Annotated in this window: 14 protein-coding genes, 1 tRNA gene and 1 pseudogene; 5 read left to right on the top strand and 11 right to left on the bottom strand. The window is 61.7% G+C overall.

Going from position 1 to position 19,168, the window contains the following annotated elements:
* Window positions 1-329 precede the first annotated feature (329 nt).
* Window positions 330-2,438 carry a M3 family metallopeptidase gene (locus C0Z16_RS02990; RefSeq protein ID WP_102630746.1) on the top strand — a complete coding sequence of 703 codons (2,109 nt, stop codon included), beginning with the start codon at window positions 330-332 and terminating at the stop codon, window positions 2,436-2,438.
* Window positions 2,439-2,565: 127 nt separating this feature from the next.
* Here C0Z16_RS02990 and C0Z16_RS02985 read toward each other — a convergent pair whose 3' ends face one another.
* On the bottom strand, window positions 2,566-3,858 hold the full coding sequence (locus C0Z16_RS02985; RefSeq protein WP_102630745.1) for an amidohydrolase family protein: 1,293 nt from the start codon (window positions 3,856-3,858) through the stop codon (window positions 2,566-2,568).
* A gap of 200 nt (window positions 3,859-4,058) precedes the next feature.
* Between C0Z16_RS02985 and C0Z16_RS02980 the strand changes: the two genes are divergently transcribed.
* Entirely contained in the window at window positions 4,059-4,757 is a 699-nt protein-coding gene (locus C0Z16_RS02980) for an aspartate/glutamate racemase family protein (protein ID WP_102630987.1), read from the top strand.
* A 93-nt stretch (window positions 4,758-4,850) separates the two neighbouring features.
* Here the strand turns inward: C0Z16_RS02980 and C0Z16_RS02975 are convergent.
* Window positions 4,851-4,927, bottom strand: a tRNA-Met gene (locus tag C0Z16_RS02975).
* Between the two features lie 113 nt (window positions 4,928-5,040).
* On the bottom strand, window positions 5,041-5,328 hold the full coding sequence (locus C0Z16_RS02970; RefSeq protein ID WP_102630744.1) for a hypothetical protein: 288 nt from the start codon (window positions 5,326-5,328) through the stop codon (window positions 5,041-5,043).
* 191 nt (window positions 5,329-5,519) lie between these two features.
* On the opposite strand from C0Z16_RS02970, the gene xth reads away from it, so the two are divergent.
* Window positions 5,520-6,296 carry an exodeoxyribonuclease III gene (gene xth, locus C0Z16_RS02965; protein ID WP_102630743.1) on the top strand — a complete coding sequence of 259 codons (777 nt, stop codon included), beginning with the start codon at window positions 5,520-5,522 and terminating at the stop codon, window positions 6,294-6,296.
* Window positions 6,297-6,377: 81 nt separating this feature from the next.
* Here xth and C0Z16_RS02960 read toward each other — a convergent pair whose 3' ends face one another.
* The 4 genes from C0Z16_RS02960 to glnA form a co-directional block, all read right to left on the bottom strand.
* Window positions 6,378-8,549, bottom strand: a complete 2,172-nt coding sequence (locus C0Z16_RS02960; protein WP_102630742.1) for a prolyl oligopeptidase family serine peptidase — start codon at window positions 8,547-8,549, stop codon at window positions 6,378-6,380.
* 169 nt (window positions 8,550-8,718) lie between these two features.
* Window positions 8,719-10,236: a nitrogen regulation protein NR(I) gene (gene ntrC, locus C0Z16_RS02955; RefSeq protein WP_102630741.1), complete on the bottom strand. Its 1,518-nt coding sequence runs from the start codon at window positions 10,234-10,236 to the stop codon at window positions 8,719-8,721.
* Window positions 10,237-10,284: 48 nt separating this feature from the next.
* A complete protein-coding gene (gene glnL, locus C0Z16_RS02950; RefSeq protein WP_102630740.1) occupies window positions 10,285-11,427 on the bottom strand; it encodes a nitrogen regulation protein NR(II) in 1,143 nt (380 codons plus the stop codon).
* A gap of 224 nt (window positions 11,428-11,651) precedes the next feature.
* The gene (gene glnA, locus C0Z16_RS02945; protein WP_102630739.1) at window positions 11,652-13,067 is read right to left on the bottom strand and encodes a type I glutamate--ammonia ligase; all 1,416 of its coding nucleotides are present in this window, start codon (window positions 13,065-13,067) and stop codon (window positions 11,652-11,654) included.
* Between the two features lie 434 nt (window positions 13,068-13,501).
* On the opposite strand from glnA, the gene C0Z16_RS02940 reads away from it, so the two are divergent.
* Window positions 13,502-13,966 (top strand): rhodanese-like domain-containing protein, encoded by a 465-nt coding sequence (locus C0Z16_RS02940; RefSeq protein WP_102630738.1) that lies wholly within the window; start codon window positions 13,502-13,504, stop codon window positions 13,964-13,966.
* Window positions 13,967-13,997: 31 nt separating this feature from the next.
* On the opposite strand, the gene C0Z16_RS02935 is transcribed toward C0Z16_RS02940, so the two are convergent.
* From C0Z16_RS02935 to C0Z16_RS02920, 4 genes are all read right to left on the bottom strand, one after another.
* The gene (locus C0Z16_RS02935; RefSeq protein ID WP_102630737.1) at window positions 13,998-14,828 is read right to left on the bottom strand and encodes a competence/damage-inducible protein A; all 831 of its coding nucleotides are present in this window, start codon (window positions 14,826-14,828) and stop codon (window positions 13,998-14,000) included.
* A 29-nt stretch (window positions 14,829-14,857) separates the two neighbouring features.
* Window positions 14,858-15,691, bottom strand: coding sequence for an EI24 domain-containing protein (locus C0Z16_RS02930; protein WP_102630736.1), 834 nt, complete (start codon window positions 15,689-15,691; stop codon window positions 14,858-14,860).
* Window positions 15,692-15,851: 160 nt separating this feature from the next.
* Window positions 15,852-16,847 carry a sterol desaturase family protein gene (locus C0Z16_RS02925; protein WP_102630735.1) on the bottom strand — a complete coding sequence of 332 codons (996 nt, stop codon included), beginning with the start codon at window positions 16,845-16,847 and terminating at the stop codon, window positions 15,852-15,854.
* A 63-nt stretch (window positions 16,848-16,910) separates the two neighbouring features.
* Window positions 16,911-17,930 carry a YVTN family beta-propeller repeat protein gene (locus C0Z16_RS02920; RefSeq protein WP_102630734.1) on the bottom strand — a complete coding sequence of 340 codons (1,020 nt, stop codon included), beginning with the start codon at window positions 17,928-17,930 and terminating at the stop codon, window positions 16,911-16,913.
* A gap of 513 nt (window positions 17,931-18,443) precedes the next feature.
* Between C0Z16_RS02920 and C0Z16_RS39525 the strand changes: the two are divergent.
* A pseudogene (locus tag C0Z16_RS39525) lies at window positions 18,444-19,157 on the top strand (ESPR-type extended signal peptide-containing protein); the annotation flags it as partial.
* Between the last annotated feature and the right edge of the window lie 11 nt (window positions 19,158-19,168).

The following is a 19,168-nucleotide window of genomic DNA, read 5'->3' as shown; positions in this document are numbered from 1 at the left end:
GCGTCGCCGGGCGACAGCGACGCCACGGACCCGTCAGAATGCGGCGCGGCACCATTTCGCACAGTTCGCTTTCGTACAGAAGCGCCGCGGGCCGCGACATCTGGTAATTTGTCTGCCGGCGGATTGGAATCGGCGGGCCCTGCCCCAATAATGCTGATATTGGGTGTGTGACAGGGCGCGGGCGCCATCGCGCTCGCCCATCGAAGGACCGATCAAGGACCGATCAAGGACCGATTAAGCCCCATCTAAGCCGCACCGTCGAAGCACGCATTAAGCAGCACCCATCAAGCACCGATTACCCGTTCACCCGCGTCAGACAGGAAGCCTCAATGTCCACTACCGTCTCGAATCACGACAATCCGCTCCTCGATTTCTCCGACCTGCCGCGCTTTGGCGAAATCCGCCCCGAACATGTCACGCCCGCACTCGACGTTCTGCTCGCCGATGCAACCGCTGCAGTCGAGCGCGCCGCTCTGCCGATCACGCCGGCCTCGTGGGCCGATGTCGTCGAGCCGGTCGAGCGCGCCACGGAACCGCTGTCGCGTGCCTGGAGCGTGGTCGGCCATCTGAATGCCGTGGCCGATACGCCAGAGCTGCGCGCCGTGTATGGCGAAAACCTGCCGCGCGTCACCGAGTTCTGGTCGAGCGTCGGGCAAAATCTCGCGCTCTACGAAAAGTACAAGGCGCTGAACGCAAGCGCCGAGTTCGCCTCGCTGACCGGCGAGCGCAAGAAGATTCTCGGCAACGCGCTGCGCGACTTCCGCTTGTCCGGCGCGGAATTGCCGGAAGACCAGAAGCCGCGTTTCGCCGAATTGCAGGAACGTCAGGCGGCGTTGTCGAAAGCGTTTTCGGATCATGTGCTCGACGCGACCAATGCCTACGCGTATGTCGTCGAAGCCGGCAATGAGGCGGAACTGGCCGGCTTGCCCGAGGACGTGATTGAAGCCGCGAAGGAAGCGGCCGAGCGCGAGGGCAAGACCGGGTACAAGTTCACGCTGCACTTTCCGTCGTATTTCCCGGTCATGCAGTACTCGGAGAACCGTCCGATGCGGGAAGCGATGTACCGCGCGTACGTCACGCGTGCGTCGGAACTCGGTCCGCAATACGGCAACGGCAAGCCCGAGTGGGACAACACGTCGGTGCTCGCCGACCAGTTGAAATTGCGCGCGGAAGAAGCGCGGATGCTCGGCTACAACAACTTCGCCGAAGTGTCGCTCGCGCCGAAGATGGCCGAGTCGCCGGAACAGGTCATGGCCTTCCTCGAAGACCTCGCCACGCGCGCGCGTCCGCATGCGGAGCAGGACTGGAAGGAACTGCGCGAGTTCGCCGCGAACGAGCTCGGCTTGATCGACCTGCAACCATGGGACATGACGTTCGCCGCCGAACGTCTGCGTCAGAAACGCTATTCGTTTTCTGAAAACGAAGTGAAACAGTACTTTCCTGAAGACGCTGTATTCAAGGGCCTTTTCAAGGTCACGGAGACGCTGTTCGGCGTGCGCATCCGTCGCGATCAGGCGGCCGTCTGGCATCCGGACGTGCGTTTTTTCCGCGTCGAGAACCAGGACGGCGGCCTCGTCGCGCAGTTCTATCTCGACCTCTACGCGCGCGAAGGCAAACGCGGCGGCGCGTGGATGGACGACGCACGCGGCCGTCACAAGCACACGCACGGCAGCGTGCAGACGCCGGTCGCGTATCTGACCTGCAACTTCTCCGCGCCGGTCGGTGGCAAGCCAGCCTGCTTCACGCACGACGAAGTCATCACGCTATTCCACGAGTTCGGTCATGGTCTGCATCACATGCTGACGCGCGTGGATGAACTCGGCGTGTCCGGCATCAACGGCGTGGAGTGGGACGCGGTCGAACTGCCGTCGCAATTCATGGAGAACTTCTGCTGGGAGTGGGACGTGCTCTCCGACATGACCTCGCATGTCGAAACTGCGCAGCCGCTGCCCCGTGAACTGTTCGACAAGATGCTCGCCGCGAAGAATTTCCAGAGCGGTCTCGGCACGCTGCGTCAGATCGTATTCTCGATGTTCGACATGCAGTTGCATACGGGCTTCGACGCGGCCGGCGCAAAGAACGCCACCGAACTTGCGAGCGAGATCAACGAGCGCTTCCACGTGGTTCCGCAAGCGCCGTTCTCGCGTTGGCCGAATACGTTCAGCCATATTTTCGCGGGCGGTTATGCCGCGGGTTACTACAGCTACAAGTGGGCCGAAGTGCTGTCCGCCGACGCTTACGCCGCGTTCGAAGAAGCGGCGCAGGCCGCGAGCGGCAGCGTGCTCGATCAGGCAACGGGCATGCGTTATCGCAAGGAGATTCTGGAAGTGGGCGGCAGCCGCCCGGCGATGGAATCGTTCAAGGCGTTCCGCGGACGCGAGCCGAACATCGACGCCTTGCTGCGGCACAACGGGATGACGCCTGCCGCGGCACATTGAAACGCTGCATTGATGCGCTGAGTGAGCGCTCGGCGCGTCAATCTGCGCTTCAACCAGCGCCGACGTAAAGAAGCCGGTGTTCCGCGTAAGTGGACACCGGCTTTTGTTTGCGCCACACGCGCAGCGGTCAATCGCGATGCAGCTTGAAATCCACTGTTGAAGGACGCCCTTCCAGAGACAACGCCGCGCGCGCAGCGGGCGCGCGGCTCACCACTTTGCCGCGGCTTATCACCGCCAGGCGCGCCGCGCGCAAGCGGATCGCTTCGACGGTATCGCGCGCGTCGAGCAGCACCAGATTGGCCGCGCAGCCGGGTGCAACACCGTAGCCTTCCAGACCGAGAATGCGCGCGCCATTCGCCGTGACAGCGTCGAAGCACGCATGCATGCCTTCGACGCCCGTCATCTGCGCGACGTGCAAGCCCATGTGCGCGACTTCGAGCATGTCGCCGGAGCCGAGGCTGTACCACGGGTCCATCACGCAATCGTGGCCGAAGGCGACGTTGATGCCCGCGGCCATCATCTCCGGCACGCGCGTCATGCCGCGCCGCTTCGGATAGGTGTCGCTGCGTCCCTGCAACGTGATGTTGATCAGCGGATTGGCGATGGCCGCGACGCCGGATTCGCGCATCAGCGGCAGCAGCTTGCTCACGTAGTAGTTGTCCATCGAATGCATCGAGGTCAGATGCGAACCGGTCACGCGCCCATGCAAGCCGAGGCGCTGCGTTTCCGCCGCGAGCGTTTCGATGTGACGCGACATCGGATCGTCCGATTCATCGCAATGCATATCGACGCGCAAGCCCTGCTCCGCCGCGAACTCGCACAACATGCGCACGGACTGCGCGCCGTCGGCCATGGTGCGCTCGAAATGCGGAATGCCGCCGACCACGTCGACGCCCATCGCAATTGACCGCTTGAGGTTGTCGAAAGCACCGGGGCTGCGCAGCACGCCATCTTGCGGAAAAGCCACCAGCTGCAAGTCGAGATACGGCGCAACGCGGCGCTTGACTTCGACGAGCGCCTCGACGGCAAGCAGGCGCGGATCGCAAACATCGACGTGACTGCGGATGGCAAGCAGCCCGCGCGCGACCGCCCAGTCGCAGTACTGCATTGCGCGTTCGATCAGCGCCTCCTGCGTGAGCTGCGGCTTGAGTTCGCCCCATAGCGCAATGCCTTCTAGCAGCGTGCCTGACGCATTCACGCGCGGCAATCCGTACGACAGCGTCGCGTCCATATGGAAATGCGGATCGACGAACGGCGGAGTGACGAGTGAACCCCTCGCGTCGATCTCCTCGCGTGCGACGGCGGCCAGATTCGCTTCCACGGCAACGATGCGCCCCGCTTCGATGCCTATATCGACCGCATGTTTGTGCTGCGGCGCGGCGCCTCGCGGCAGCATCGCGCGGCGGATGATCAGATCCATATGTCGCTCCTTGGTCCGCTTGCTGATTGATGACGATTCTATCGGCGTTAGAAAGCGCGTGCGGATTTATCCCGCGCTTCATCAAGATGCCGTACCGGCGCGCACCGCGCAATCCGTACCGGCTGCGCGCACTGCCTCCCGCCTATACTCCATTTCGTTTCGGCCTTGTTTTTCCGGCTCATTCATTCGGGAGCGTGCGGATGAAAACGATAGGTGTGATCGGCGGAATGAGTTGGGAATCGTCCGCCGAGTATTACAGGTTGCTCAACCGTCACGCGAAGGCGCGCCTTGGCGGGCATCACAACGCGCGCAGCCTGATGCTGACCGTCGACTTCGCGCAGATCGAAGCGAGTCAACGCGCGGGCGACTGGCGCGCGCTCGGCGAACAGATGGCCGATGCCGCGCGTCAACTCGAACGTGGCGGCGCGGACCTCGTGATGCTCGCGACCAACACGATGCATCGCGTCTATGAGTCGATCGAGCAGGCGATCGGCGTGCCGTTCCTGCATATCGCCGATCCCACCGGTAGCGCGCTGCGCGCCGCGGGCGTCGAGCGGGTCGGCTTGCTAGGCACACGCTATACGATGGAGCAGACGTTTTACACGGGCCGCCTGCACGAGCGCTACGATCTGGAAACACTGGTCCCCGATGAAGCCGAACGCGCGGACGTGCATCGCATCATTTACGACGAGCTGTGTCACGGCAATGTGAACAGTGAATCGCGCGCAGTGTATCAACGCGTGATCGGAACGCTTGCCGCGCGCGGGGCGCAAGCGGTGATTCTCGGCTGCACCGAAATCACATTGCTGATCAAGCCGGAAGATTCTGTGCTACCCGTGTTTGACACGACAGCGTTGCACGCGCAAGCGGCTGTTGAGTGGTCGATTGAAGCTAAGTGAACGTGGATGCACGCGGCTGATCGCACTGCATGAATCCGGCGCCGCAAGTTAAAAAGCCCGCGTGGCTTGCGCCAGCGGGCTTTCAACAATGCTTGGTTGCGGGGGTAGGATTTGAACCTACGACCTTCGGGTTATGAGCCCGACGAGCTGCCAGACTGCTCCACCCCGCGTCAGAGAAAACGGATTGTATAGAGATGTTCGCAAGACGTCAAACGATCTCCCAACAATCACATGAATATTTCCAGCAAAGCCCGAGCGCACTCTCAAACCCAAGCGTCGCGGCTCAAAGATCCTGAACCGTTGCGCCCTCGATCTTGCCGTCGATAATGTCCGCGCCGTACTGGCTCGCGCTGCGCTTGGCCACGCCGAAATCGGAGAACGTGGCGGGCAGCACGAGACGAAACACGCGGCTCGCCTTCGAACCGCTGATCGCACCAGGACGACAGACGCGCACCGCGACGTCGTAGCCTTCAGCGTGACGCTTGTGACCGTCGAACTTGTCGAATGCCCGCGAGAAAACCAGCGGATGCACTTCGAAGTCCTTATAAAGATCTGGATAAGCTCGAGCCATGATGCCCTCCGCTGCACGCCGGTGCCTGAGTGAGTCCAACTGTGAATGTGACCTCACTATACGCCGCGCGCGGCGCCCATCCGCTTTTTATTTTCGACCCGCTCGCCGTGGTTCGAGCCGCGCGAAAATCGTCTCGCCGGCCGTGCGCTGGTAAGCTACGGCTCCTGCGCCATTCAGCCTGAAAATTTCCCGTGAAAATCGCCACCTGGAACGTCAACTCCCTCAAAGTCCGCCAGCAGCACGTGATCGACTGGCTCGAAACGAGCCGTACCGACGTACTGTGCCTTCAGGAACTGAAGCTGCCCGACGAGAAATTCCCGCGCGCCGAACTCGAAGAGAAAGGGTATCGGAGCTGGTTCGCGGGGCAGAAAACCTACAACGGCGTCGGCATCCTCGTGCGTGAAGGGCTGAATGTAGACGAAAGCAGCGTCGTGCGAAACATTCCGGGCTTTGAAGACTTGCAGCAGCGCGTGGTCGCGGCGACCATCGACGGCGTGCGCATTATCTCTGCGTACTTCCCGAATGGCCAGGCGCCGGGCACCGACAAATTCGCGTACAAACTGCGCTGGCTTGCCGCGCTGCACGACTGGATCAAAAGCGAAATGGCGCTGTATCCGAAGCTCGCGCTTCTGGGCGACTACAACATCGCACCGGACGAGCGCGACGTGCACGATCCGAAGGCGTGGGAAGGCCAGAATCTGGTGTCGCCGGAAGAACGCGCCGAGTTCGTGCGGCTGATCGAACTTGGTCTCGTCGACGCGTTCCGTCAATTCGAGCAGCCTGAAAAAATCTATTCGTGGTGGGATTACCGGATGATGGCGTTCCGCCGCAATGCGGGCCTGCGCATCGATCATATTCTTCTATCGAAGGCGTTGGCTGAAGCATGCTCGTCGTGCGAAGTGGACAAGGCGCCGCGCAAATGGGACCAGCCGTCGGATCACGCGCCGGTCGTCGCACAGATCGCCTGACGGGACTCGAGCAGACCTGGAAGGTGCGGGCAAGACCCGGCAAGACCAAATAAGCGGTCTGGCCGGCGCTCTTGCGAAGCCTCAATCCGAAGGGCTCAACGTACCCCACAGAAACTCGAACACCATCGCATCGTGCTCGGCCTGCTCCAGTTCGTCGGAGCCGCCGTGGCCGCCTTCCGTATTCTCGCGATACCACACGCTGTCCGCGCCGAGCGCCTGCATGCGCGCGGCCATCTTGCGAGCGTGGCCGGGATGCACGCGATCGTCCGCAGTCGACGTCGTGAAAAGTACCGGCGGATACTTTACGCCCGCCGACACGCGGTGATACGGCGAATAAACGGCGAGCACGCGAGCGTCGTCGGGATCGTCGGGATCGCCGTATTCGTCGATCCATGACGCGCCTGCATGCAGCAAGTGGAAGCGGCTCATATCGAGCAGCGGCACTTCGCACACCACTGCACCGAACAACTCCGGGCGCTGCACCATGCACGCCGCCACCAGCAGCCCGCCGTTGCTGCCGCCTTGAATGCCGAGTTGCGCCTCGCTCGTCACGCCGCTTTGGATGAGCGCTTCGGCCACCGCGATGAAATCGTCGAACGCACGCTGCCGCTCCTCGCCTTGCGCTGCCGTATGCCAGCGCGTGCCGAACTCGCCACCGCCGCGAATATGCGCGACCACGTACACGCCGCCGCGCTCGAGCCAACCGATGCCCTGCCCGGTCAGATAGCTCGGCAGCAATGGAATCGCGAAGCCGCCGTAGCCGGTCAACAGGCATGGCCGCGCGAGTTTTCCGGTTGCTGGCTGTTCCGCATGATCGGCGTGGCCCGCGCGCTCCGCGTCTTGCGAGGTGCGCGCACCTATCACCGTGTACGGCACACGCGTGCCGTCCGCGGAAGCCGCATGCCCGCGCGTCACCGCAAAGCGCGTCGCGTCGAACTGCGTCGGCCAGCGATCGAGCAATTCCCACTCGCGCAGATCGTCGCGAGCAAGATCCGCTAACCAGTAAGCCGGCGGTTGCAGATAGTCATCGGTATCGACGAACACTTCGTCGTTCAGCGTCGGCTCGACCGGCGAGACCTCGGCTTGCGCGTCGCCGTGCGAAGGAAAGAGGCGCTGTTGCCAATGCCACGTCTGATCGGCGGCTTGCGACGGCGTGAACAGCACAGTCTTGTTCTGCACGTCTTCGAGATACGAGACGATGAGCTGGTTGCGCGTATGCGTCCATTCGCATGCCGAGGTTCGTGAAGTCGGCGTGAACAACGGCGTCACGTCGCGCTCGCCGCGCAGGAATGCCGTTTCGCGAATCGCCAGCAACGCGCCGCCCGGATACACGACGCCGTTGCAGTGCCAGTCGAGGCGCGGTTCGAGCAACAGCCAGCCCTGCCATCCGCCCACCGCGACATGCGCCGGTACGTCGTAACGATGCCAGGCATCCGCAGCGGCATGGGAGCCATCTGCACCATCTGCGCCGTCGAGGTAATACGTGTGCGAATCGAAGAAATCGACGCTGCTCACCACCGCGTGCCGCTTCTCCACGGGATCGTAATGCCCTTCCACGCCGATGTCGCTGAACGCGCCCTTGAACACCACGGGCGCATCGGCGAGCGCAGTGCCGCGCGTCCAGCGCCGCACCTCGCGCGGATAGCCGGAGCGCGTCAGGCTCTTGCGCCCATTGTCCCAACCGACGTAAAGCGTATTGCGGTCTATCCACGACGCCGTATGCTTGCCGGCCTTCGGAATCGCAAAGCCATCGTCGACAAAACGTAGCGCGTCGATGTCGAACTCGCGCACCACCACCGCATCCGATCCGCCCGGCGACATCGTAATCAAAGCGCGATCGCCATCTGGATAAAGAATGTCGAGGTCGCCGCACACCCACGGCGTTCCTTCGGCTGCGCCGAGCGCGTCGAAGTCGAGCAGGTTCTGCCACTCGGGTTTGCCGCCGCGCCACGCCGCCCAGGTCGTGCGCCGCCAGATGCCTTTGGGATTGCGCTCGTCCTGCCATAGGTCATACGCCCAATCTTTCCAACGATCGGGAATGACCGGACGTTCGCGCGGCAAATAGGCATCAGCGAGCCGTTGCCTGAGCGTTTCGAACTGCGCGCTGCTGCCCCACGCGGCGCACGTGCGGGCGTTCTGCTTTTCGACCCACGCGAGCGCGTCAGGGTCGTCGAGCGCTTCGAGCGACAGGAAAGGATCTGGGGAAAGCGGCCAGGAAAAAGAAGCGGGAGTAGTAGGAGAAGCAGAAGGCATCGTCGGCTGTCGAATGAGAACAGCGTTGATTATGCCTTGCGGCGGCGCACGCCTCGTGCGACGAACAATAACGAGCGATTAACCAGGGCGGCGGCTAGCGCGCCGCCCCGACCTGCCGCGCGCGCCGAGTCAGAGACAAGGAGCGGCTAACCGGGACCAACAGCGGGCGTCACGGCTCGAGATTGAGTTCCTGAATCTTGCGAGTAATCGTATTGCGCCCGATGCCGAGACGCTCCGCCGCTTCGACCTTGCGTCCGCGTGTGAAGTCGAGCGCCTCGCGAATCACCGCGGCTTCGAAACGGCGCGCGAGTTCGTCCATGACATCGGCAGAGTTCTCGCGCAACAGGCGCGCGACTTCCGTGCGCAAGCCGCCTTCCCATGCACTGACGGGCGCGGCAACCGGCACGCCGCCCGCCGCGGCCGGATGCGCCGCCAGATTCGCGCCGTTGAGCGGCGCGGTGCCCGCAAGGCTTGCGTCCGTCGTGCCGACAGCAATGCCGCCACCGCCGGCGAGATCCGTCGCGCCGGCTTGCGCGGGACCGAGGTCCGGTGGCAAGTCCTTGATCTCGATGGTCTGCGCGGGCGCCATCACCGTGAGCCAGTTGGCGAGATTCTCCAACTGCCGCACGTTGCCCGGAAACGGCAGCGACGCGAGATAAGCGAGCGCTTCTTCCGACACGCGCTTGGATTCGACGCCGAGATCGCGCGCGCTCTTTTGCAGAAAGTGCCGCGTGAGCAGCGGAATATCCTCGCTACGTTCGCGCAATGCCGGCAAGCGCAGGCGGATCACGTTGAGCCGGTGATACAAGTCCTCGCGGAACAAACCTTGACGTACGCGCGATTCGAGATTCTGGTGCGTCGCCGCGATCACGCGCACATTGGCGCGCAACGGATTGTGCCCGCCGACACGATAGAACTGCCCGTCCGACAGCACACGCAACAGACGCGTCTGCAAATCGAACGGCATATCGCCGATTTCGTCGAGAAAGAGCGTGCCGTTCTCGGCCTGTTCGAAGCGGCCCTGGCGCATGGCCTGCGCGCCGGTGAACGCGCCGCGCTCGTGGCCGAATAGTTCGGATTCCAATAGATCCTTCGGGATCGCGGCGGTGTTCAGCGCAATGAAGGGACCGTTCGCGCGTGGGCTATGTCGGTGCAACGCGCGCGCGACGAGTTCCTTTCCGGTGCCCGATTCGCCGGTAATGAGCACGGTTGCCGCGGAATGGGACAAACGCCCGATCGCGCGAAACATGTCCTGCATGGCCGGCGCCTGGCCGAGCATTTCCGGTGCATCGGCAATGCGGTCGTCCCAGGTCTGCTCGCCGCGCATGCTTTCGTCCACCGCGCGACGGATCAGTTCGACGGCCTTGTCTACGTCGAACGGCTTCGCGAGATATTCGAACGCGCCGCCCTGGAATGCGGCAACCGCGCTGTCCAGATCGGAAAACGCCGTCATGATGATGACGGGCAAGCCCGGTACCTTGTCGCGCACGGTTTGCAGCAATTCGAGGCCGGAACCTCCTGGCATCCTGATGTCGGACACCAGCACCTGCGGGCTGTCGTGATCGAGCGCCGCCGACGCCTCGCGCACATTGGCGAAGCTGCGGGTCGCGAAGTTTTCGCGAGCCAGTGCTTTCTCGAGCACCCAGCGAATCGATTGATCGTCGTCTACTATCCAGATCGGCTTCATATAGGTCTGTCAGAAGTCTTGAGATGCCTGCAGTGTGCAGATGCGGTGTTAGCAGTCGAGCGGCAGCAGAATCTGAAACTCGGTGTGGCCGGGCCGGCTTTCCACTTCGATCAGACCATCGTGTTGTTGCACGAAGGTCTGGGCGAGCGTCAGACCGAGACCGCTGCCATCCTCGCGCCCGGATACGAGCGGATAGAAGATGCGGTCACGGATTTCCTCGGGAATGCCGGGGCCGTTGTCGATGATATGCAAGTCCAGTGCCAGCTTACATAAACGTTTCGACACTGTGATCTTGCGTGCAATGCGCGTGCGCAATTCGATGCGCGCGTCGCCTTGCGAAATGCGTTCGCGCAATGCTTCAGCCGCGTTACGCACAATGTTCAGGAGCGCCTGGATCAACTGCTCCTTGTCGCCGCGCAGATCCGGCACGCTCACGTCGTAATCGCGCTCGATCGTGAGGCCGCGCGGAAACTCCGCGAGAATCACCTGGCGCACGCGCTCGCACACTTCGTGAATATTCACGTCGCCGACAATATGCGGATGGCGATGCGGCTCGAGCAACCGGTCCACCAGCGTTTGGAGGCGGTCCGATTCCTTGATGATGACCTGCGTGTACTCGCGCAATTCGTCGCGCTGACGCTCGCCCAGTTCGAACTCGAGCAACTGCGCCGCGCCGCGAATGCCGCCGAGCGGATTCTTGATTTCGTGCGCGAGATTGCGGATCAGTTGTTTGTTGACCGCCGTGAGGTCGTTGATGCGCTCCTCGCGGTCGGTGCGCAAATGCCGCTCGTTCTCGAACAGTTCGAGCAGCACGTAGTCTTGCGCGCTTTCCAGAAAACCGACGATCGCATGCACATGCAGCGGCTCGTGAGCGGGCCGCTCGAGCACGGCGTCGAGATGTGTCGCGTGAAAACGGTGCGCGGCGATCGCGGTAATGGTCGCGACCAGTTCGTCCGCATTCGAGAAGATCTCCGGCCACGCCATCTGCGTCAGTTGCTTGCGCGAGAGTTCGAGCATCGACTCCGCCGACGGATTCGCAAACGCGACGCGCAGCGTGCGCTTTTCGAGTATCAGCACGACCGTCGGCAATGCCTCGAAGCCTGGCAACAGACCGGAAGCGACGAGTTGCGCGTCATCCGACAGCGTCTGCTCGTGCCCTTTCCTCGCCTTGATCAGATTTTTTAGAACCATCTTGCAGTCTGGCCGATAGGAGATGGTGATGAATCGGGGGTACTGCTATGTGTATTGCTCTACTGCTGCGGTACTGCCTGATGCATGACGCCTGGTTTCTGTGCGCGTGCCGCGAACCTTTGCGCGGGCTAACGAAAAAGGGACGGCGCCGCCGTCCCTTCGTGACCGATCGCGAGCGTCGGGCAAAACGCTTCGCCGTTTGAAGGGCGAAGCGCCATTGCCGCTTACAGCGAGTAGTACATTTCGAATTCGATCGGGTGCACCGACTGACGATAGCGTTGCAGTTCGCCCGTCTTCAGTTCGATGTACGCGTCGAGCATCGAATCCGTGAACACGCCGCCGCGCGTCAGGAACTCGCGGTCCGCGTCCAGCGCGTCGAGAGCCTGGTCCAGGCCGGCGCACACGGTCGGGATCTTTGCATCCTCTTCCGGCGGCAGGTCGTACAGGTTCTTGTCAGCGGCTTCGCCCGGGTGAATCTTGTTCTGCACGCCGTCCAGACCCGCCATCATCAGCGCGGAGAAGCACAGGTACGGATTCGCCATCGGATCCGGGAAGCGCGTTTCGATACGGCGGCCCTTAGGATTCGATACGTGCGGAATACGGATCGACGCCGAACGGTTGCGAGCCGAGTAAGCCAGCTTGACCGGTGCTTCGAAGTGCGGCACGAGGCGTTTGTACGAGTTCGTCGACGGGTTCGTGATCGCGTTCAGCGCGCGAGCATGCTTGATGATGCCGCCGATGTAGAACAGCGCGAATTCCGACAGACCTGCATAGCCGTTGCCCGCGAACAGGTTCGTGCCGTCTTTCCAGATGGACTGGTGAACGTGCATGCCCGAACCGTTATCGCCGACCACCGGCTTCGGCATGAACGTTGCCGTCTTGCCGTATGTGTGCGCGACGTTGTGGATGATGTACTTCATTTGCTGCAGCCAGTCGGCGCGTTGCACCAGCGTCGAGAACTTGGTGCCGATTTCGTTCTGGCCCTGGCCCGCGACTTCGTGGTGATGCACTTCGACCGGAATGCCGATCTGTTCGAGCAGCAGACACATTTCCGAGCGGATGTCCTGGAACGTGTCGACCGGAGCGACCGGGAAATAGCCGCCCTTCGTGCCCGGACGGTGGCCGGTGTTGCCGCCTTCGAATTCCTTCGACGACGACCACGGTGCTTCTTCGGAACCGATCTTGATGAAGCAGCCCGACTGATCCGTGTTCCACTGGACCGAGTCGAAAATGAAGAATTCCGGTTCCGGACCGAAGAATGCGGTGTCACCGAGGCCCGTGCTCTTCAGATAGGCTTCAGCGCGCTTTGCCAGCGAACGCGGGTCGCGCTCATAGCCCTTGCCGTCCGCCGGTTCGACGACGTCGCAGGTCAGCACCAGAGTGGATTCTTCGTAGAACGGGTCGATGAAGGCCGTGTTCGCGTCCGGGACCAGCAACATGTCCGATGCTTCGATGCCCTTCCAACCGGCAATCGACGAACCGTCAAACGCATGGCCGCTTTCGAACTTGTCTTCATCGAATGCCGACACCGGCACCGAAACGTGTTGCTCTTTGCCGCGCGTGTCGGTGAAACGAAAGTCGACAAACTTGACGTCTTCGTCTTTGACGAGTTGAACGACGTCGGCCACGGATTTACTCATAACCTATCTCCTGATTAACGAATTCGGCGGATTCAGCCGCCGCCCAATCTAGCTGACCCGCCCCGGCACGTCCACCCCTCAATGATGAAAGAGTGCATATGAAAAACAGCCGTGGCAGATTGATCGGCCCCAGTAAAGCAGCTTCTGTGCCATATATGCGCCAACGAGGCGCAAATGCCCGGGCGCGCGCGTTAGCAGGGAATCCACGCACCGACCTGCATGCAGCCCCCAAATCCTCAAGGCCGCTCAAGCACCAATTATGGGCATATAGACAAATCGGACTTCCATCGTCGTCCAATTTGGTGCAAGTCGCCAGATATGCACCAAGTTTATGCACGCCGCAGCGGGAGCGTCCCCTTCGTTTTGCGCCTCCGAGGAGCGTCCGAGCATGAGGCGGCGAGCTAAAATGGTTATTTCGTCAAGGAGACCAGCTCATGAGCACGCTAGAACAGTTGTACTCGCAGGCGGAAAAACGCCGCACTGAAAATCAGTTGCCGTACGCGGGCGCGGTCTCGCCGGCCGAAGCGTTCGAATTGCTCCAGCTGGACCCACGCGCGCGTCTCGTCGACGTGCGCACGCGCGCGGAACTTGACTGGGTGGGCCGGCCGGTGATCGGCGACGGACAATACGCGCACGTCGAATGGACGCGTTATCCGGGCGCGGTGCCGAATCAGGAATTCCTTCATCAGTTGAGCGACGTTGCGTCGCCCGATACGCCGGTGCTGTTTCTATGCCGCAGCGCCGCACGCTCCAAACTTGCCGCGATTGCCGCCGCGCAGGCCGGCTTCTCGAAGGCCTACGACCTGCTGGAAGGCTTTGAAGGCGACAAGGACGGCCAGGGGCACCGCAAGACGGTATCGGGCTGGTGTTTTCGCGGCTTGCCGTGGATCGGCGCGTGATTCGGTAGCAAACCCGCCGTCATTGAGCGGATCAGGCGCGAGGTTTCACCGTAGCGGCGTCGTGTTCGACGATATCGCCGCCCAACAGGTGCACACCCTCGCGCAGCTTGACGAACGCCGCCGCCACCGCCTCAGGCTCACCCTTCACGCCAAGGTCGATGTGGTGCCGCGCATAGACACCGCCGCGCTCGGCGTCGCCGACACTCGGCAGGCTGAACACGCGCACGCCTGGGAAATCATGTTCGATTTTTTCCATCAGCGGTGTGAGGCGCGATTCCGGCAACTCAAACACTAGCAACGACTTTTCCGCATGGGGCATTGCGTGGTGCAAATGCGCGTAATGCGTGTCGAGCACCCACTCGATCATCGGCCAGGCCATGACCGGAAAGCCCGGCACAAAGTAATGCTCGCGGATCGAAAAGCCCGGAATCTTGTTGTAGCCGTTGGGAATGATCGACGCGCCCTGCGGGTACGTGCCCATATTGAGACGATGCAGGTTCTCAGGCGAATTCAGATCGAGCGGCGTCGCCGCATTCGCGGGATACATGTCGCGAATGCGCTCCTGAATCAGCTTCTGTGCCTCCGGATGCAGTTGCAGCGGCACGCCGAGCGCGGCCGCCGCGCATTGACGCGTGTGGTCATCTGGCGTCGCGCCGATGCCGCCCGTCGAAAACACAATATCGCCCGACTCGAACGTGCGCCGCAGCGTCGCCGTGATGCGTTGCGGATCGTCGCCGATGTACTCCGCCCAGCCGAGCGACAGTCCGCGCGCGCCGAGCAGTTCGATGACTTTTGGCAGATGCTTGTCGACGCGCCTGCCCGACAGAATTTCATCGCCAATGATGATGACGCCAAATGCCATTGCCGCCTCTTTGTTATCTCGTTCGTTGATCAATAAGGGACTGGGGCCGCGTGCCGCACGCCGCCGGCCTCGTCCGCGCGCATGCGTTGCAGCGCCCGCAAGCAGTAGTAGCCGAACCAGAGCGCCGAAAACACGAGAATGAACGCGTAGATCCAGATCGTCACCGCGGTGATGACCGGAAACAGCACGACCAGCCACACCGACGACGCCCACAGCAGCGTCGGCAGCGAACCCAGCAAACCACTCGCGACGCCGATCAGCAGCAGTGGCAGCCGGAAACGCCGCACCAACGCGCGCCGCTCATCACGCGTGGCATGGAGTGCGAGCGCGTCGTAAGTCATCACGCGATACGTCAGCCAGCCCCACAGCAGCGGCGGAATCAGTGCGAAGAACGGCGGCACGAGCCACAGCGGAAGCGTGACGACCAGCAGCACGAGACATACCAGCGTCGTCCATAGCGCCTGGCCAAGGCTACCGTACCATGTTCCGCCGCGGCGCATTTCGAGCCCCGGGAACTGACGCGTTGAGAGAAAGCGGATGACGGCCGGCATCGACAGCGTGGCGATCAACAGCAACACGGTGACGACGATCAACGGGATCGTCATCGCGATCACGAGAAACGGCGCGATAGCCGCATGCAGTCCGGAAAAGCCGAGCGAATCGAACAGATGGTAAAGCGTGGCGGTAAACGACCAGCTTTGAAGCCAGGCGCGGGTCGCGCCGATCAGCGTCTGCCAGAAAAACCACAGGATCACGCCCCATCCGACCGTTGCCGCGAAGAACGGCATGAAGGTCAGCCAGAGCATGCGCGGGTGGAGCGCGCTTGCGAGCGCACGCCCGAACGAGCGCAAAAGATCATTCATGCGAGCCAGTGCCGGTGAATGCAACGATGGAAAAAGGGAAACGGCGCCACGCAAGGAGCCATTGAGTCCGAAGCGTGCGCGCGAACGTGGACAGCATAAACCACGTGGCGCGCCGCCGGGAAAACCGGCGGCGCGCGGAGAAGGGAGTCAGCCAGCGGGCTCAGGCAGCGGTCGCGTCGCCCTGATCGCGGCGTCTCGCGGACAGGCGCCCAGCTATGCGCACGAAGGCGAGCCAGTGCTGCGCCCAGAAGCCCTCGCCGTAACGGCGGCCCTGCAGTTGATCGCTGATGCCGGTCGGTTCCATGTCGCGGCTCCAGGAGACGCTGCGAAACAGCATGTCCCACCACGGAAACAGCACGCCGAAATTGCAGCCGTATTTCAGACCTTCGTGGCCATAGCCGATCGCGTGGTGACGGCGGTGAAATGTCGGGCTGACCAGCAGACGCTCGCCCAGCCAGCCGAAATACAGGCGAATATTGGCGTGTTGCACGCTCTGCGCCAGATTCGTGATCGCGACCAGCACCACGAACTGCGAGGGCGGCACGCCGATCGCGAGCGCGATCACCGCGAAGAACGACGCTTGCAGAAGATCGTCGAGCAGATGATTGCGGTCGTCGGCCCACAGCGACATTTGCTGCTGGCTGTGATGCACCGCGTGCAGCTCCCACCACACACCGACGCGGTGTTGCCAGCGGTGATACCAGTAACCGGCGAAATCGAGCGCGACCAGATACATGACGAACGTGACCAGCGGCTGCGTCGTCACGCCGGGCCACAGATTGTCGAACTCGATACTGGCGATGTTATGCAGCCGCAGCCATGCCTGAACATTGTCGAAAAACGGCTGCAGCGCAAAGAAGAAAAACAGGTTGAGAATGCCGAGTTTGGCGATCCACGTGTAGATCACGTCGACGCGCACCGCCTTGCGGTTGTCCCACTGCTCGACCGGACGCAGCGCCTCCAGCGGACGGAGAATCGCGTACATTGCCAGCACCTCGAGGACACCTACGATCACCCAGTAGAGGCTGTCGTACGTGTCTTCGTCGTAGTCCATCAGATCGAAATGAAACAGCAGCGGCTGCACCACGTCGACGTACAGCAACGTCTGCAGCGCGGAGACGAAGTTGTCGAGGGAAGACAGGATCAGGTGGAACATGGCGCTCGTCGGGTTACGTCGATCGTTTCGGCTCGCTCAGTCGCGGCGTGAATACATGCATTATCACGCGCCGTTCGGCGCTGTGACCGGCGCCCGATTAAAGAAATAGATGCCGTGCGGCGAACGGCCCACGGCGATGGTCTGGATCAGCTTGCGCGTGCTTAAATCGATAATGCCTACGTGCTTCGCGAAGCGGAACGTTACCCACAGATAGCGTTTGTCGGCGGAAAGTTCCATGTCGTCGGGTCCGGGCATCAGACCGGTAATGTCGCCGACATTCGTGAGCGAGTCTTCGTCGATGATGCTGATGGTGCTCGCCACACGATTTGACACCGCCACGTGCTTGCCGTCGGCCAGCGAGCGGAAGTTGTGCGCGCCGTTGCCCGTGTGGATGGTCTTCACGACCTTTTGCGTATGCCAGTCGACCACAGCCACGTAGTCCGCGCCGGTCATGCCGACGAGCAGATACTTCTCGCCCGGCGTCATCCACAGTCCGGCAGGCACTTTGCCGACTTTCATTTTCCACTTGACGGTTTGCGTGGCCAGATCGATCGCGGCCAGTTCACCGGAAACCTGCAGCGTGACGAAGACGGTTTTGCTGTCGTTCGTGAACGCCATGTGGCTCGGCATGACGGCGAGCGGCAGACGCGACGCGAGCGTCATCTGGTTTTTCAAGCCGTCGTAGTGGTAGATGTCCAGACGGTCGAGACGCAGACCGGTTGTAACCAGCCATTTGCGGTCAGGCGAAAAACCGATCTGGTACGGATCCTCGATGTTCTCAACCCAGCGCTGGACCTGTCCTGTCTTGGGGTCGACGAACATGAGATTGTTCGACACCGAGTTCGCGACGATCAGCGACGAGTTGTCCGGCGTCGCCATCAAGTGATGCGGTTCCTTGCCCGTCGGCACCGTGCCGATGACCTGGCGGGTCGTCTCGTCAATAAGACTCAGCGTGGCTTCGGCGGAGTTCAGCACGATCACGTTGTTGGCATGAGCCGCCGGAGAAAAAAAGCCTGCGGCGGCGACGAGCGCGACGCCTGCGGCGAACGTGGCTGTCACGCCGGAAAGAAAAAATTTACGCATGAAAACTCACTTCGGAGAACGACTGTCATTGTAGAACGTTTGCCGCGGCCTGCGGTTGACCCAGGTCGACCTGCCGCGTGGGGAAAATGAAGGGCCGGATGAACCGGTCCGTCGCGCGGTTCCAGTGCGTTGGGATCATCGGGTGAAATCTAAAAGATTGCGTCCCATTAGAAAGAGATTCAGTTAAGAAAATACTCCGGCAAACGCGATGATTATTAGGAGTTATTTCGAGTGCTCCTGGTTATATTTAATTGTTGGGGCGCAAACTCACTGATAAATAAGACAACCAGAATTGGTTTTGCATCTTTCGGATTTGGCTTATTTCTGCCCTTCGTCTCCGCTCTGACAATCCCTGCCAGCTCATCGTCCGGCCTCTCTCATCTTGTGGACGTTCGGGCGTGACGCAGATAAATCCAGATGTGGATAACCTGCAAAAAATGGCGACCATAGTAATGTCAACCAATAGGATCGGGCATTAACCGCCGTCATTTTGACGCAACCTGATAACGGGCGATGACGCCTTGTCCGATTATCCGCGCTCACGCCGGCCACGAAACACAGCGCGGAGTTTTAAGACAAGTGAATAAAACCTATCAATCAGTATGGTGTGAAGCAACGGCAACGTGGGTAGCAACGCCGGAAACAGCCAGGTCGAAGACGAAGCGCGGCTCGGCGCGCAGGAAGCTTGTGGTCCGGGCGGTTGTCGCTGCAGCAGTGGCGTTGGCTGGGGCAAATTCAATGGCCGCGGGTGCAAACGCCATCCAGTTGGGAAATCTTGCGAATGCAGCGGGAGCCAACTCGACTGCGATCGGGCTCAGCTCGAACGCGATTGGCAATAGCTCGATTGCTGCGGGGCCTTATGCGAACGCCTTGGCCGATAACTCGATCGCAGCCGGATTCACCGCAAACGCTAGCGGCAGTAACTCGATCGGCTTAGGAGCCGGTGCGACGGCAACAGCAACGAATTCGATCGCAACGGGGCTCACCGCCAAGGCCACGGGCGACAACTCGATCGCCACCGGAGCTGCGGCCAACGCAGCGGGAGCGAACTCGATTGCTACCGGGCTTTTTACAAGTGCCACCGGCACCAATGCAATTGCCGTGGGCATAATTGCAAACGCAGCAGGTACGAACTCCATTGCAGTGGGGGTCGGCGCGAACGCCTCCGGCGGCAACTCAATGGCAACCGGCATGAACGCCAATGCGGCGGGTGACAACTCCACGGCACTTGGCTATGC

It is taken from the genome of Paraburkholderia rhynchosiae (assembly GCF_002879865.1).
In the GTDB taxonomy this organism is placed as follows: Bacteria; Pseudomonadota; Gammaproteobacteria; order Burkholderiales; family Burkholderiaceae; genus Paraburkholderia; species Paraburkholderia rhynchosiae.
The sequence above is the reverse complement of the archived record's forward strand: the minus strand, read 5'-3'. Positions and strand labels throughout refer to the sequence as shown.